This window comes from Agrococcus jejuensis (genome assembly GCF_900099705.1).
GTDB classification, from domain to species: domain Bacteria; phylum Actinomycetota; class Actinomycetes; order Actinomycetales; family Microbacteriaceae; genus Agrococcus; species Agrococcus jejuensis.
This window is the reverse complement of sequence record NZ_LT629695.1, coordinates 345,397-359,900: the sequence shown is the minus strand read 5'-3', so window position 1 is coordinate 359,900 and position 14,504 is coordinate 345,397. Positions and strand designations below refer to the sequence as shown.

The following is a 14,504-nucleotide window of genomic DNA, read 5'->3' as shown; positions in this document are numbered from 1 at the left end:
AGGAATGGGGGAGCGGGGAGCCACGTTGCCCTACGACGTGCGCCTCTCGATCCTCGACCTCGCCCCCGTCAGCCGCCGTGAGTCCGTCGCGGAGTCCCTCGCGGGCAGCGTGACCCTCGCGCAGACCGCCGAGCGGCTGGGCTTCGAGCGCGTCTGGTACGCCGAGCACCACAACATGCCGACGATCGCGTCGAGCGCCACGGCGGTGCTCATCGCGCACGTCGCCGCCCACACGTCGACGATCCGGCTCGGCTCCGGCGGCATCATGCTGCCCAACCACTCGCCGCTCGTGATCGCCGAGCAGTTCGGCACGCTCGCGACGCTGCATCCGAACCGCATCGACCTGGGCCTCGGCCGAGCGCCCGGCACCGACCAGCGCACGCTGCAGGCGCTGCGTCGCGACCCGCGCGTCGCCGACCAGTTCCCGCACGACGTGCGCGAGCTGCAGGGGTACCTGTCGGGCGCGTCGATCGTCGACGGCGTGCAGGCGGTGCCGGGCGCGGGCACGAACGTGCCGCTCACGATCCTCGGCTCGAGCCTCTTCGGCGCCGAGCTCGCCGCCGCGTACGGCCTGCCGTACGCGTTCGCGTCGCACTTCGCGCCCGACCTGCTGCTGCAGGCGATGCGCGTCTACCGGGAGTCGTTCCAGCCGTCGGCGCAGCTCGCCGAGCCGTACGCCATCGCCGCGTTCAACGCCATCGTCGCGCCGACGCGCGACGAGGCGGCCGAGATGGATGCGGTCGTGCGCCGCTCGCGCATCCGCTCGTTCCTGCTGCGCGGCGCGGCGGCGGCCGAGTCGCTCTCCGACGAGGACCTCGACGTGCTCGCCGAGTCGCCCCAGGGCCGTCAGGTGCTCGGCATGATGCGCCGCACGGTCGTGGGCACGGGCGAGGATGCCGTGGCGGCGATCGACGCGTTCGCCGCGGAGGCGTCGGCCGACGAGGTCATGCTCGCCGTGCACGGCACCCGAGCCGACGAGCGCACGCGCGCGCTCGAGCTCATCGCCGCGGCGCGCGTCGCCGCCCCGCAGCCCGCCTAGGCAGCAGCCGTGCGCTCGGCGGGGAGCGCCGCCGACCGCTCCTGCAGGCGCGCCGTCACGTCGGCGCACGCCTCGCACACCGACGCGGGGATGACGCCCGCGGCCATGAGCCGCGCGAAGATCCAGCAGCCGAGGCAGAACCCGAGGAATGCCTCGGCGGAGGCGGCGAGCACGATCACGCCGGCGAGCACCCACGCGACGATGGGCGCCCCCAGCGTGAACGCGATGGCGGCGGCGCCGGTGACGACGAGGCCGATCGCCTGCGCGAATCGCTTCGGCGGCCCGGGCACGAGCCGAGGCTCGGCGATGCGCGGCGCGAGCACGCGCGTCGCGAGCAGCCCGAACGGCGAGTAGCGCGGCCCCCAGCCGACGCGCAGCGCGAAGCCGGCGGCGACGACCCACAGCGCCCAGCCCGCCTGCGGCAGCACCGTCGCGCCCAGCGCGACGATCGCGAGCGTCGAGGCGACGACGAGCCCGGCGACGACGCGCGCCGCGACCTCGTTCACGGGGTTGGGGAAGGAGAACGCCATGCGGTCAGGATGCGGCGGCCGGCAGACCGGCGCGACGGTGCCCCGTCACATCTCGTCACGCGGCGTGCGAGCGCGTCGGGCCCACGTCGCTCAGGCCCACGTCGCTCAGGCCCAGACGCCGCTCGACCCGCGGCGGTGGCTGCCCACGAGGTGCGTGTCGACCATGCCGACCGCCTCCATGAGCGCGTACATCGTCGTCGGGCCGACGTGCGCGAACCCGGCCTTGCGCAACGCCTTCGCGAGCGCGATCGACTCGGGGCTCGACGTCGGCACCTCGGCGTACGAGTGGGGCACGGGCGTCTCGGCGGGCTGGAAGCCCCACAGGAACGCGGGCAGGCCGCCCGCATCCCGCAGCGCGAGCGTCGCGCGGGCGTTGCCGATCGTCGCGTCGACCTTGCGCCGGTTGCGCACGATGCCGGCGTCGGCCATGAGGCGCGCGACGTCGTCGTCGCCGAAGCCCGCGACGACCTCGGGGTCGAAGTCGGCGAACGCCGCGCGGAACGCGGGGCGCTTCGCGAGGATCGTGCGCCACGACAACCCCGACTGGAACGCCTCGAGCGACAGCCGCTCGTACAGGCCGCGCTCGTCGCGCACCGGCATGCCCCACTCGGCGTCGTAGTAGTCGCGCAGCAGCGCGTCGTGCGAGGCCCACGTGGGCCTCGCGAGCCCGTCGTCGCCCACCACCAGATCCGCCATGTCCTCGACCCTAGGCTGATCCGGTGACGCAGGTGAGCCGACGACCTCGGGGGATGCGGTGACGCGCGCGCAGCGCAGCGCGACGGAACGGCAGGCGTGGCGCCAGGGCCTCTCGGTCGCGATCGCGACCGCGGCGTACGGCATCTCCTTCGGCGCGCTGTCGGTCGCGAGCGGCCTCGACGTGTGGCAGACGTGCGCGCTGAGCCTGCTGATGTTCTCGGGCGGCTCGCAGTTCGCGCTCGTCGGCGTCGTCGCCGGCGGCGGCGCGCCAGCGACCGCCATCGCGTCCGCGGCGATCCTCGGCGTGCGCAACACGCTCTACGGCCTCAGCGTGCGGCCGTGGCTCGGCGCGCACGGCGCGACGCGCGTGCCCGCCGCCATCCTCACGATCGACGAGTCGACGGCCGTGGGCCTCGCGCAGCCCGACGTGCGCGCGCGTCGCGTGGGCTTCTGGGTCACGGGCATCGGCATCTACCTCGGCTGGAACGCCACGACCCTCGCGGGCGCCCTCGTGGGCGACGTGCTCGGCGACGTGCGCATGTGGGGGCTGGATGCGGCGGCCGCCGCCGCGTTCGTCGGTCTGCTGTGGCCGCGCCTCGCGACGCGCCAGGCGGCTGCGGTCGGCGCGGCGAGCGCCGTCGTCGCCGCCGCGCTCGTGCCCGCGCTGCCCGCCGGCGTGCCCGTGCTCGTCGCGGTCGTCGTCGCCATCGTCGTCGGCTGGACGAACTGGCTCGGCCGCCCGGCGTCGGCGCCGGATGCGCCGACCGAGGACACGACGGGGGACCGCGCATGACCACGTGGCACGTCATCCTCGCCGCGTCGATCCTCGTCGCGGGCCTCAAGGTGCTCGGGCACGTCGTGCCCGCCGGCCCGCTCGAGGGGCCACGGCCGCGCCGCATCCTCGAGCTCGTCACGGTGTCGCTGCTGTCGGCGCTCGTCGCGGTGCAGACGCTCGCCGACGGCACGGCGCTCGTCGTCGACGCGCGCGTGCCCGCCGTGGTGCTCGCCGTCGTGCTCTACCGACTGCGCGTGCCCTTCCTCGTCGTCGTCATCGGCGCCGCGGCGGTCGCCGCCGTGCTGCGGCGCTTCGCCGGCTGGGCCTGACGCGCACGAGCCCGCAGGCATGGCGGCGCGCCGGGCGCGTGACGTAGAGTGCCCAGAACCCCGAGGCCTCGGCCCCGGACGCACGGCTCGGCGACGTCGACGACTCGCGTAGTCTGAACCTGCACTCGAACGTGAGGCCCGGCCAGGGCCACCCCGACCCAGGAGGACGCATGAGCGATCCCGACGGCGCCCAGCGCGACGGCGACAGCACGCAGTCCTGGGGTCAGGACTACCAGCAGCAGCTCGCGTCGATGATGACGGGCGTGGGCCAGGACGAGCAGGAGGCCGTGGCAGCGCTGCCGTCGGGCTCGGCGCTGCTCATCGTGCGCCGCGGCCCCGACGTGGGCGCCCGATTCCTGCTCGACCAGGACGTCACGGTGGCCGGTCGCCACCCCGACGCCGACATCTTCCTCGACGACGTGACCGTGTCGCGTCGTCACGCCGAGTTCACGCGCTCGGGCCGCAGCTTCGAGGTCCGCGACCTCGGCTCGCTCAACGGCACCTACTCGGGTGGCGAGCGCGTCGAGCGCGCACCGCTGCGCGACGGGACCGAGGTGCAGGTGGGCAAGTTCCGCCTCACGTTCTACGCGTCGCGGCACGATCTCGGCGCCACCTCGTGAGCGCGCAGGCCGCGCCGCGCAGCGGGGCCACGCGCACGACGCTCCTGTCGATCGGGCAGGTGCTCGCGCGCCTGACGCCCGAGTTCCCCGACCTCGCGCCGTCGAAGCTGCGCTTCCTCGAGGACCAGGGCCTCGTCGCGCCGGCGCGTACCCCCAGCGGGTACCGCAAGTTCTCGGGCGATGACGTCGACCGCGTGCGCTACATCCTCACGCTGCAGCGCGACCACTACCTGCCGCTCAAGGTCATCCTCGGGCACCTCGAGCAGGTGGATGCGGGCGAGGCGCAGCCGTTCACGGCGGGCAACGTCGTGTCGGAGGGCCCGAGCATCCTGCGCGTCGACCGTCGCCTGTCGCGTCGCGAGCTCGAGACGACCTCGGGCGCGTCGCGCGCGCTCGTGCAGGAGGCGATCGCCGCGAGCCTCGTGCCTGCGGCCGAGCCGTACGACGAGCACGCGCTGCGCGTCGCGACGGCGCTCGTCGAGCTGCAGCGCTTCGGCATCGAGCCGCGCCACCTGCGCGGCATGCGCGCGTCTGCCGACCGCGAGGCGGCGCTCATCGAGACGGCCGTGCGGCCCGTGCTCGGGCGTCGCGGCGAGGGCAAGCCGAAGGCGGCGGAGGCCGCGCGCGACATCGCCGGGCAGATCGCGTCGATCCGCGAGGTGCTCGGTCGCGAGGCCGTCGAGCGCATCACGCGCTGACGCGGGGGATCCGCGGCGCCGATTCCGGCCGTTCGTCGGGGGCCGGGCGTAGACTTCGACCACGAGAGCCCGACACGCCGGTGCGACCTGCACCGCGACGAGGGTCCTGCTCTCTAGGCTTCGAGATGAAGGTTCAACTCCTGCTTGAAGGTTGAGAAGGGCACATGATGGCCGAGAACGAGACGACACCCCGATACGACTCGGGGCTGCTGTTCACCGACGGCCTGCCCGACGACGACGCCGTGCAGGGCTACCGCGGCGCCGACGCCGTGAAGGCCGCGGGCATCACGTACCGCCAGCTCGACTACTGGGCGCGCACCGACCTCGTCGTGCCGAGCATCCGCTCCGCCAGCGGCTCGGGCTCGCAGCGCCTCTACGCCTTCCGCGACATCCTCGTGCTCAAGCTCGTCAAGCGCCTGCTCGACACCGGCATCTCGCTGCAGCAGATCCGCGTCGCCGTCTCGAGCCTGCGCCACGAGGGCGTCGGCGACCTCGCGCAGGTGCGCCTCGTCTCCGATGGCGCCTCCGTCTACCTCGTCACGAGCGCCGACGAGGTCATGGACCTCCTCGACCGCGGCCAGGGCGTGTTCGCCATCGCCGTCGGCACCGTCGTGCGCGAGGTGCAGTCCGAGCTCATCGAGCTCGACACGACGCCCGTCGAGCCGCTCATGGACGAGCTCGCCGCCCGTCGCGCCGCCCGCACCAAGGCCTCCTAGGACCTTCGCCGCGCCGCGCGGAACGCGAGAGGCGCCCACCGATCGGTGGGCGCCTCGTCGCATGTGCGGGGTCGTCGCGTCAGTCGCGACGCTCCTCCTGCAGGTCCTCGCCGGTCGCCTCGGCCTCGGCGTCCTCGACCGCTGCGGCGCTCGACGCGTCGATCGCAGCCGTCGGCGCGGGCACGCGGCCCCCTGCGGCAGCCTCCTCGCCGTTCGCGGCGGCGGCGTCGAGCACGCGCTGCAGCAGCTCGTCGAACTGCAGCGCCATCTCCTGCGCGCCCTCGCCGGGCCACACGTGCAGCGGGCGGGCAGCGCCCTGCGCCTGCTGCATCGACGTGCGCTCGGGCAGGATCGTCTCGAGCACGAGCGGCCCGAACATGTCCTTGAGCTCCTGGATGCGGTACTGGTGCTCGAGCGACTGCGGACGCGCGCGGTTCACGACGATGCCGAGCGGCTGGAGGCGCGGGCTCAGGCCGCGGCGGATCTCCTCGATCGCGCGCAGCGCACGGTCGGCGGCGGCGACGGAGAACAGGCCAGGCTCGGTCACGACCATGACGCGGTCGGAGGCTGCCCACGCGGTGCGCGTGAGGGCGTTGAGGCTCGGTGCACAGTCGATGAGCACGAGGTCGTACTCGGTCTCGAGCGTCGCGAGCGCCGTCTCGAGGCGCCAGATCTCCTTGATCGTGGGGTGCGGGCCGTCGAAGTTGATCGCCGACGGGCTGCCGATGAGCACGTCGATCGTGCCGCCGTGGCCCTCGGTCCAGCCCGACGGGGCGATGGCCTGGCGCACGATCTTGTCGCGCGGGTTGCCGAGCACGTCGGCCACGTTGAGGCGTCCCTGCACGTCGATGTCCATGCCCGTCGACGCGTCCGACTGCGGGTCGAGGTCGACCACGAGGGTGCGGAGCCCCTTCGCGAAGGCCGCAGAGGCGAGGCCGAGGGTGACGGTCGTCTTGCCGACGCCGCCCTTCAGTGAGCTGATGGAGAGGACGTGCACGGTACGGGAGCCTACCTCGACTACGGTGGGAGGACGCGCTGGCAGGCCCCATCCGAACGATCCCTTGGGAGACCCATGTTCCGCAAGATCCTCGTCGCGAACCGTGGAGAGATCGCCATCAGGGCGTTCCGAGCCGCCAACGAGCTCGGCATCCGCACCGTCGCCGTGTACGCGCACGAGGATCGGAACTCGCTGCACTGCCAGAAGGCCGACGAGGCGTACCAGGTCGGCGAGCCCGGGCATCCGGTGCGTGCGTACCTCGACGTCGACGACATCGTGCGCGTGGCCAAGGAGGCCGGCGCCGACGCCATCTACCCCGGCTACGGCTTCCTCTCCGAGAACCCGCGCCTCGCGACGGCCGCGGCGGAGGCGGGCATCACGTTCGTCGGCCCGCCCGCCAAGGTGCTCGCCTCCGCGGGCAACAAGGTGACGGCGAAGGAGCAGGCGATCGCCGCGGGCGTGCCGGTGCTGCGCTCGACGCCCGCGTCGAAGGACCTCGACGAGCTGCTCGCCGGTGCCGACGAGATCGGCTTCCCCGTCTTCTGCAAGGCCGTCGCCGGTGGCGGCGGCCGCGGCATGCGCCTCGTGCAGACGCGCGACGAGCTGCGCCCCGCGCTCGAGGCCGCCATGCGCGAGGCCGACTCGGCCTTCGGCGACCCGACGATGTTCATCGAGCAGGCCGTCGTGCGCCCCCGGCACATCGAGGTGCAGATCCTCGCCGACGCCGCCGGCGGCACCGTGCACCTGTTCGAGCGCGACTGCTCGGTGCAGCGTCGACACCAGAAGGTCGTCGAGCTCGCGCCCGCGCCGAACCTCTCGGAGGAGAAGCGCGCCGAGCTCTACCGCGATGCCGTCGCGTTCGCGCGCTCGATCGACTACGTCAACGCGGGCACCGTCGAGTTCCTGCTCGACACCGCGGGCGACCGCGCGGGCGAGCACGTGTTCATCGAGATGAACCCGCGCATCCAGGTCGAGCACACCGTGACCGAGGAGATCACCGACGTCGACCTCGTGCAGTCGCAGATCCGCATCGCCGCGGGCGAGACGCTCGCCGACCTCGGCCTCACGCAGGACGCGATCACGATGCACGGCTTCGCGCTGCAGTGCCGCGTGACGACCGAGGACCCGGCAGACGGCTTCCGCCCCGACACGGGCCGCATCACCGCCTACCGTTCGCCGGGCGGTGCCGGCGTGCGCCTCGACGGCGGCACGATCAACCCGGGCGCCGAGATCAGCCCGCACTTCGACTCGATGCTCGCCAAGGTCACGTGCCGCGGCCGCGACCTCGCCTCGGCGATCGCGCGCTCGCATCGCGCCGTGAGCGAGTTCCGCATCCGCGGCGTCGCGACGAACATCCCCTTCCTCCTCAACCTGCTCGACGACCCGCAGTTCCGCGCCGGCGACGTGTCGACGCACTTCATCGAGGAGCACCCCGAGCTCACGCGCATCACTCCCTCGCGCGACCGCGCGTCGAAGGTGCTGTCGTGGCTCGCCGACGTCACGGTGAACAAGCCCAACGGCTCGGCAGATGGCGTCATCCAGCCCTCGCTCAAGCTGCCGGCGATCGACGTCGAGACGCCCGCGCCCGACGGCGCGCGCCAGCGCCTGCAGACGCTCGGCCCCGTGGGCTTCGCGAAGGCGCTGCGCGACCAGAAGGCCCTCGCCGTCACCGACACGACGTTCCGCGACGCGCACCAGTCGCTGCTCGCGACGCGCGTGCGCACCGCCGACCTCGTCGCGGTCGCTCCGCACGTCGCGCGCCTCACGCCGCAGCTGCTGTCGGTCGAGGCGTGGGGCGGCGCGACGTACGACGTCGCGCTGCGCTTCCTCGGCGAGGACCCGTGGGAGCGCCTGGCCGCGCTGCGCGAGGCCATGCCGAACCTGCCCATCCAGATGCTGCTGCGCGGCCGCAACACCGTCGGCTACACGCCGTACCCGACCGAGGTCACGAGCGCGTTCGTCGACGAGGCGGCGCGCACGGGCATCGACGTCTTCCGCATCTTCGACGCCCTCAACGACGTCGACCAGATGCGTCCCGCGATCGACGCGGTGCTCGAGACGGGCACGAGGGTCGCCGAGGTGGCGCTCTGCTACTCGGGCGACCTGCTGAACCCCGCCGAGGATCTCTACACGCTCGACTACTACCTGCGCCTCGCGAGCCGCATCGTGGATGCCGGCGCGCACGTGCTCGCGATCAAGGACATGGCGGGCCTGCTGCGCGCCGGTGCCGCGACGCAGCTCGTGACGGCGCTGCGCGCCGAGTTCGACCTGCCGGTGCACCTGCACACGCACGACACGGCCGGTGGCCAGCTCGCGACGCTCCTCGCCGCCTCCGCAGCGGGCGTCGACGCCGTCGACGTCGCCTCGGCCGCCATGGCCGGCACGACGAGCCAGCCGCCGATGTCGGCGCTCGTCGCCGCCATCGCGCACACGGAGCGCGACACGGGCCTCGACCTGCAGGCCGTGGGCGACCTCGAGCCGTACTGGGAGGCCGTGCGCCGGCTCTACAAGCCGTTCGAGTCGGGGCTGCCGGGCCCGACCGGTCGCGTCTACACGCACGAGATCCCGGGCGGCCAGCTGTCGAACCTGCGCCAGCAGGCCATCGCGCTCGGCCTCGCCGACGACTTCGAGCGCATCGAGGACATGTACGCGGCGGTGAGCGGCATGCTGGGTCGCCCCACGAAGGTCACGCCGTCGTCGAAGGTCGTGGGCGACCTCGCGCTGCAGCTGGTGGCGCAGGACGTCGACCCCGCGGACTTCGAGGCGAACCCGCAGCGGTACGACATCCCCGACTCCGTCATCGGCTTCATGGCCGGCGAGCTCGGCGACCTGCCAGGCGGCTGGCCCGAGCCCTTCCGCACGAAGGTGCTCGAGGGTCGCACGGTGAAGATCGGCGTGACCGAGCTGACCGACGAGCAGAAGGCCTCGCTCGTCGAGCCCGGCACCGACCGCCAGCAGGCGCTCAACACGCTGCTCTTCCCCGGGCCGACCAAGGACTTCCTCGCGACGCGCGAGGAGTTCGGCGACCTGTCCGTCGTCGACACGATCGACTTCCTCTACGGCATGCAGCCCGGCGAGGAGCACCGCGTCGGCATCGGCACCGGCGTCACGCTCAACGTGGCCCTCGAGGCGATCGGCAAGCCCGGCGACGACGGCATGGTCACGGTCATGACGGCCCTCAACGGCCAGCTGCGCCCCGTGTACGTGCGCGACCGCTCGGTCAAGGTCGAGAAGACCGCCGCCGAGAAGGCCGACGCCTCGCAGGCCGGCCACGTCGCCGCGCCGTTCGCGGGCGCCGTCACCGTGACGGTCGCCGAGGGCGACACCGTCGCCGTGGGTCAGCCCGTCGCGACGATCGAGGCCATGAAGATGGAGGCCGCGATCACGGCGCAGGTCGCCGGCACGGTGCAGCGCCTCGCGATCCAGGGCACACGCGCCGTGGAGGCGGGTGACCTCATCGCGGTGATCGCGTGATCGACGTCGAGCTCGCCGTCGTCGGCTCCGGCAGCGGCAACGCCGTCGTCGGCCGCGAGTGGGCGGGGCGCGCCGTCGCGATCGTCGACGACGCGCCCGCCTTCGGCGGCACGTGCCTCAACCGCGGCTGCATCCCCACGAAGATGCTCGTGCACCCCGCCGACGTCGTCGAGTCGGTGCGCCACGGCGCTCGCATCGGCGTCACGGGTGCCGCGACCGCCGACTGGCACGCCGTGCAGGAGCGCGTCTTCGGCCGCATCGACGGCAACGCGGCCTCGAGCGAGCGGTGGCGCCTCGGGCAGGAGGGCGTGCACGTCGTGCGCGAGCACGTGCACCTCGAGGACGCGCGCACGCTCGTGACGGCGTCGGGGGAGCGCATCCGCTTCGAGCGCCTCGTCATCGCCGTCGGCTCGCGGCCGCGCGCGATCCCGGGCGTCGACCCCGCGCTCGTGCACACGTCCGACACCGTCATGCGCATCCCGACGCTGCCGCCGACCGCCGTGGTCGTCGGCGGCGGTGCGATCGCGGTCGAGCTCGCGCACGTGCTGTCGGCGTTCGGCGTCGAGATCACGATGGTGCTGCGCGGCGACCGCGTGCTCTCGGGCGAGGACGCCGCCGTCTCCGACCTCGCGACGCGCGCCGCCGCCGATCGGTTCACGGTGCTGCGCGGGCGCACGGTCGTCGGCGTCGAGGCCGTCGGCGACGACCGCCGCGTGACCCTCGACGACGGCTCCGTGCTCGACACCGGGCTCGTGCTCAACGCGACGGGCCGCATCCCGAACGCCGACGCGCTCGGCGCCGCCGAGCTCTTCGACACGCACCCCGACGGCCGCCTCGTCACCGACGCGCGGCTGCGCGTGCTCGCGGGTGGCGAGCCCGTCGAGGGCGTCTACGCGCTCGGCGACGTCACGAGCGCGCATCAGCTGAAGCACGTGGCGAACGAGCAGGCGCGCGTCGTGCGCGCCAACCTGCGCGGCGAGGCCACCGAGGATCTCCTCGGCCCGATCCCGCAGGCGATCTTCGGCCACCCCGAGGTCGCGTCGTTCGGCATGCGCGGACAGGATGCGCCCGCCGACGCCGTCGTCGTCGACCGCGCGTACGCGTCGACGGCGTACGGCTGGGCGATGGAGGACGAGTCGTCGTTCGCCCGCCTCGTCGTCGGCCGCGACGGGCAGATCCTCGGCGCTCACGTCGTCGGCCCGCAGGCCGCCATCCTCCTCCAGCCGCTCGTGCTCGCCGCGAGCCAGCGCCAGTCGGTGCGCGGCCTCGCCCGCAGCCTGTACTGGCCGCATCCCGCATTGACCGAGGTGATCGAGAACGTCCTGCTCGACGCCGAGAAGGAGCTGAACCGATGACCGTTCGCGAGATCCGCGTGTTCGGCGACCCCGTGCTGCGCACGGCCGGCGACCCCGTCGACCCCGCCGACCCCGCCACGAGGCAGCTCGTCGAGGACCTCGTCGAGACCGTGCGCGTGCCCGGCCGCGCCGGCGTCGCCGCCTGCCAGATCGGCGTCGCCGCCCGCGCGTTCAGCTACAACGTCGACGGCGACGTCGGCTACGTGCTCAACCCCGTGCTCGTCGAGGTCCGCGGCGACGTCGAGCTCGTCGACGAGGGCTGCCTGTCGGTGCCCGGCCTCGGCTACCCGACGCCGCGGCATCCGTGGGCGCGCGTCGAGGGCGTCGACCTCGATGGCGGCCGCGTGATCCTCGAGGGCTCCGGCCTCATGGCGCAGATGCTGCAGCACGAGTGCGCCCACCTCGACGGCCGCCTGTACGTGCAGGCGCTCGAGAAGGACATGCGCGCGCAGGCGATGGCAGACATCCGCGCCTCCGCCTGGTTCTGAGCCCGACACGACGAACGCCCCGGCGACCGCGAGGTCGCCGGGGCGTCGTGCGTGGGTGAGGTCTACGGCACCGAGACGCCGTACGACTGGTCGGCGTAGAGGCGCTCGATCTCGTCGCCGAAGTCCTTGACGATGTTGTGGCGCTTGATCGACATCTTCGGCGTGAGGTGGCCGTTGTCCTCGGTGAAGTCGATCGGCAGGATGACGAACTTGCGCACGCCCTCCGCGCGCGAGACCTGCGTGTTGCCGTGCTGCACGGCGCGCGTGACCTCGGCGACGACGGCCTCGTTCGAGATGGCGTCCTCGACGCGCATGCCCTCGTCGAGGCCGTTGTTCTTCAGCCACGTCGGCAGCATCTCGGTGTCGAGCGTGATCAGGGCGCCGACGAAGGGCCGCTGGTCGCCGACGGCGACGACCTGGCCGACGATGAGGTTCGAGCGGATGGGGTCCTCGAGCGTCGTCGGGGCGACGTTCTTGCCGCCCGCCGTCACCATGATCTCCTTCTTGCGGCCGGTGATCCTCAGGTAGCCATCCGCGTCGAGCTCGCCGATGTCGCCGGTCTTGAACCACTCGCCGTCGAACGACTCCGCGGTCGCCTCGGGGTTGTTCCAGTACTCCTTGAACACCGCGATGCCCGCGACCTGCACCTCGCCGTCGTCGGCGATGCGCACGCCGTTGCCGGGCAGCACGGGGCCGACGGTGCCGATCTTGAACTTGTCGGGGCGGTTGACCGTCGCGGGCGCCGTCGTCTCGGTGAGGCCGTAGCCCTCGAGGATGCGGATGCCGAGCGAGCGGTAGAAGTGGCCGAGGAACGTCGACAGCGGGGCCGAGCCCGAGACGGCGTAGCGCACGCGACCGCCGAGGGCCGCCTTGAGCTTCTTGTAGACGAGGGCGTCGAAGACGCGGAACTGCAGCGCGAGGCCGAACGGGACCTTGCCGGCGTCGACGGCCTTCGAGTGCTCGACGGCGACCTGGGCGGCCTTGCGGAAGATCTTGCCCTTGCCGCCGGCCTCCGCCTTCTGCTCCGACACGTTGAAGACCTTCTCGAACACGCGGGGCACGGCGAGGAGGAACGTGGGGGAGAAGGAGGTCATCGACTCGACGAGCTTCTTCGTGTCGGGCTGGTGGCCCACCTTGACGCCCGCCGTGACGGCGAGCGCCGCGATGAAGCGCGCGAACACGTGCGCCGTCGTGATGAAGAGCAGCGTCGACGAGCCGGGCGCGACGACCTCGCCGAGGTCGATCGCGGCGTTGCGCGACAGCTCGACGAAGTTCGCGTTCGTCAGCACGACGCCCTTGGGGCGACCCGTGGAGCCCGACGTGTAGATGAGCGTCGCGACGTCGTCGGCCTTCGCGAGGCGGCTGCGACGCTCGATCTCCTCGTCGGACACGTCGACGCCCTTGGCGACGAGCTCGTCGAGGTGGCCCGAGTCGAGTCGCCACACGTCGCCGATCGCGGGGAGGTCGGCCTGCACCTCGTCGAGGCGCGCGAGCATCTCGGCGGTCTCGACGATGATGCGCGTCGCACCCGAGTCGGAGAGGATCCACTGGATCTGGCTGGGGGCGCTCGTCTCGTAGACGGGCACGAGGATCGCGCCGGCGTACCAGACGGCGAAGTCGATGAGCGTCCACTCGTAGCGCACGCGCGACATGATGCCGATGCGGTCGCCGGGCTCGACGCCGGCGGCGACGAAGCCCTTCGCGAGCGCGACGACCTGCGCGTGGAACTCGCGCGTCGACACGTCCTTCCACCCCGCTCCGTCGGGCACGGCGAACAGGGGCGCGTCGGGCGACGTCGTCATGCGGTCGCGCAGCAGGTCGCACGTGTTCGCATTCGGGTCGCGCTCGACGAGCACGGGTCGGATCTGGCCGGCGTCGGTCACGGTGGCTCCTTCGGCTCCGTACGTGAGGGCTCGTCACGATCCTATGGGGCGAGCCTGTGGGCGCGGGGCGCTCGAGGGGTCAGTCGGCGGGATGCGCGGCGAGCAGCACGCGGGCGGCGTGCTCGGTCCACTCCGCCTCGATCGCGACGGCCTCGTCGATCGTGCCCGGCCACGTGACCCAGTGCTCGACGATCTGGCTGAGGCCGCGCTCGACGGGGCGCACGGTCTCGAGCAGATGCGCGTAGTCGAGCGCGCCCTCGCCCATCCGCGCACCCGAGTAGGTGAAGCCGACCCAGCCGGGCGCGCGCGTGAACGCGAAGTCCTTCACGTGCACGTTGACGGTCGCGGCGGCGCAGCGCTCGACGACGTCGCGCGGATGCTCGAGCCCCGCGACGGGATTGGCGGGGTCGAGGCAGATGCCGACGGTCTCGGGCCTGCCGACGCGCTCGACGACGTCGAGCAGCGTCGCGGTCGGCACCTGCTCGTACGTCTCGAGACCGAGCGCGACGCCCGCGTCGGCGTAGGCGTCGGCGACCGCGAGCAGCCGCTCGACGGCTTCGTCGACGCTCGGGCGATCGTCGCCGGCCGTGAGCATCGAGCGCACGACGGGCGAGCCGAGCGCGACGGCGACGTCCAGCATGCGCAGCAGATGGTCGGCGCCGATGCCGCGCGTGCCCACCTCGAGGGCGATGCCGTGCGCGTCGGCGTGGGCGCGCAGGTGCGCGAGCTCGTCGGGCGGCGCGACCTCGAGCGGCGGGTGGTCGCAGACCTGCAGCACGCCGAGGCCGAGCCGCTGGGCGTCGACGACGAGCTCGTCGAGCGTCAGGGGACGCTCGACGAGCTCGGACATGCGCCACGTGTAGGCGTAGGTGCTGATGCCGAGGCGTGCGCGCATGCGGATGCC

General features: G+C 73.0%; 14 protein-coding genes. 9 read left to right on the top strand and 5 right to left on the bottom strand.

The features are described from left to right. Positions 1-4 precede the first annotated feature (4 nt). On the top strand, positions 5-1,039 hold the full coding sequence (locus BLQ67_RS01680; protein ID WP_092501874.1) for an LLM class flavin-dependent oxidoreductase: 1,035 nt from the start codon (positions 5-7) through the stop codon (positions 1,037-1,039). On the opposite strand, the gene BLQ67_RS01675 is transcribed toward BLQ67_RS01680, so the two are convergent. Then, positions 1,036-1,569, bottom strand: a complete 534-nt coding sequence (locus BLQ67_RS01675; RefSeq protein WP_092501872.1) for a DUF4395 domain-containing protein — start codon at positions 1,567-1,569, stop codon at positions 1,036-1,038. The two genes, BLQ67_RS01680 and BLQ67_RS01675, sit on opposite strands and share 4 nt — an antisense overlap. 105 nt (positions 1,570-1,674) lie before the next feature. Beyond that, positions 1,675-2,265 (bottom strand): DNA-3-methyladenine glycosylase I, encoded by a 591-nt coding sequence (locus BLQ67_RS01670; RefSeq protein WP_092501870.1) that lies wholly within the window; start codon positions 2,263-2,265, stop codon positions 1,675-1,677. A 58-nt stretch (positions 2,266-2,323) separates the two neighbouring features. Between BLQ67_RS01670 and BLQ67_RS01665 the strand changes: the two genes are divergently transcribed. The 5 genes from BLQ67_RS01665 to BLQ67_RS01645 all read left to right on the top strand — a co-directional run bounded on the left by BLQ67_RS01665 (position 2,324) and on the right by BLQ67_RS01645 (position 5,403). Further along, complete coding sequence (locus BLQ67_RS01665; protein ID WP_092501868.1) at positions 2,324-3,058, top strand: AzlC family ABC transporter permease; 735 nt, start codon at positions 2,324-2,326, stop codon at positions 3,056-3,058. Further along, entirely contained in the window at positions 3,055-3,369 is a 315-nt protein-coding gene (locus BLQ67_RS01660) for an AzlD domain-containing protein (RefSeq protein ID WP_092501866.1), read from the top strand. Before BLQ67_RS01665 ends, BLQ67_RS01660 begins: the two co-directional genes overlap by 4 nt. Before the next feature lie 170 nt (positions 3,370-3,539). Beyond that, complete coding sequence (locus BLQ67_RS01655) at positions 3,540-3,989, top strand: FHA domain-containing protein (protein WP_092501864.1); 450 nt, start codon at positions 3,540-3,542, stop codon at positions 3,987-3,989. Beyond that, positions 3,986-4,687 carry a transcriptional regulator FtsR gene (ftsR, locus tag BLQ67_RS01650; protein WP_092501862.1) on the top strand — a complete coding sequence of 234 codons (702 nt, stop codon included), beginning with the start codon at positions 3,986-3,988 and terminating at the stop codon, positions 4,685-4,687. Before BLQ67_RS01655 ends, ftsR begins: the two co-directional genes overlap by 4 nt. A gap of 164 nt (positions 4,688-4,851) precedes the next feature. After that, positions 4,852-5,403: a MerR family transcriptional regulator gene (locus tag BLQ67_RS01645; RefSeq protein ID WP_407922477.1), complete on the top strand. Its 552-nt coding sequence runs from the start codon at positions 4,852-4,854 to the stop codon at positions 5,401-5,403. 79 nt (positions 5,404-5,482) lie between these two features. On the opposite strand, the gene BLQ67_RS01640 is transcribed toward BLQ67_RS01645, so the two are convergent. After that, positions 5,483-6,400: a ParA family protein gene (locus BLQ67_RS01640; protein WP_092501860.1), complete on the bottom strand. Its 918-nt coding sequence runs from the start codon at positions 6,398-6,400 to the stop codon at positions 5,483-5,485. 75 nt (positions 6,401-6,475) lie between these two features. On the opposite strand from BLQ67_RS01640, the gene BLQ67_RS01635 reads away from it, so the two are divergent. From BLQ67_RS01635 to BLQ67_RS01625, 3 genes are read left to right on the top strand one after another with little or no spacing between them, the layout of a single operon-like run. After that, positions 6,476-9,874 carry a pyruvate carboxylase gene (locus tag BLQ67_RS01635; RefSeq protein WP_092501858.1) on the top strand — a complete coding sequence of 1,133 codons (3,399 nt, stop codon included), beginning with the start codon at positions 6,476-6,478 and terminating at the stop codon, positions 9,872-9,874. After that, positions 9,871-11,229, top strand: a complete 1,359-nt coding sequence (locus BLQ67_RS01630) for an FAD-dependent oxidoreductase (RefSeq protein WP_092501856.1) — start codon at positions 9,871-9,873, stop codon at positions 11,227-11,229. Before BLQ67_RS01635 ends, BLQ67_RS01630 begins: the two co-directional genes overlap by 4 nt. After that, complete coding sequence (locus BLQ67_RS01625; RefSeq protein WP_092501854.1) at positions 11,226-11,717, top strand: peptide deformylase; 492 nt, start codon at positions 11,226-11,228, stop codon at positions 11,715-11,717. Before BLQ67_RS01630 ends, BLQ67_RS01625 begins: the two co-directional genes overlap by 4 nt. A 62-nt stretch (positions 11,718-11,779) precedes the next feature. Here the strand turns inward: BLQ67_RS01625 and BLQ67_RS01620 are convergent, their stop codons facing one another. After that, on the bottom strand, positions 11,780-13,600 hold the full coding sequence (locus tag BLQ67_RS01620; protein WP_231945125.1) for an AMP-dependent synthetase/ligase: 1,821 nt from the start codon (positions 13,598-13,600) through the stop codon (positions 11,780-11,782). A 79-nt stretch (positions 13,601-13,679) separates the two neighbouring features. Next, positions 13,680-14,495 (bottom strand): sugar phosphate isomerase/epimerase family protein, encoded by an 816-nt coding sequence (locus BLQ67_RS01615; protein ID WP_092501852.1) that lies wholly within the window; start codon positions 14,493-14,495, stop codon positions 13,680-13,682. Positions 14,496-14,504 lie beyond the last annotated feature (9 nt).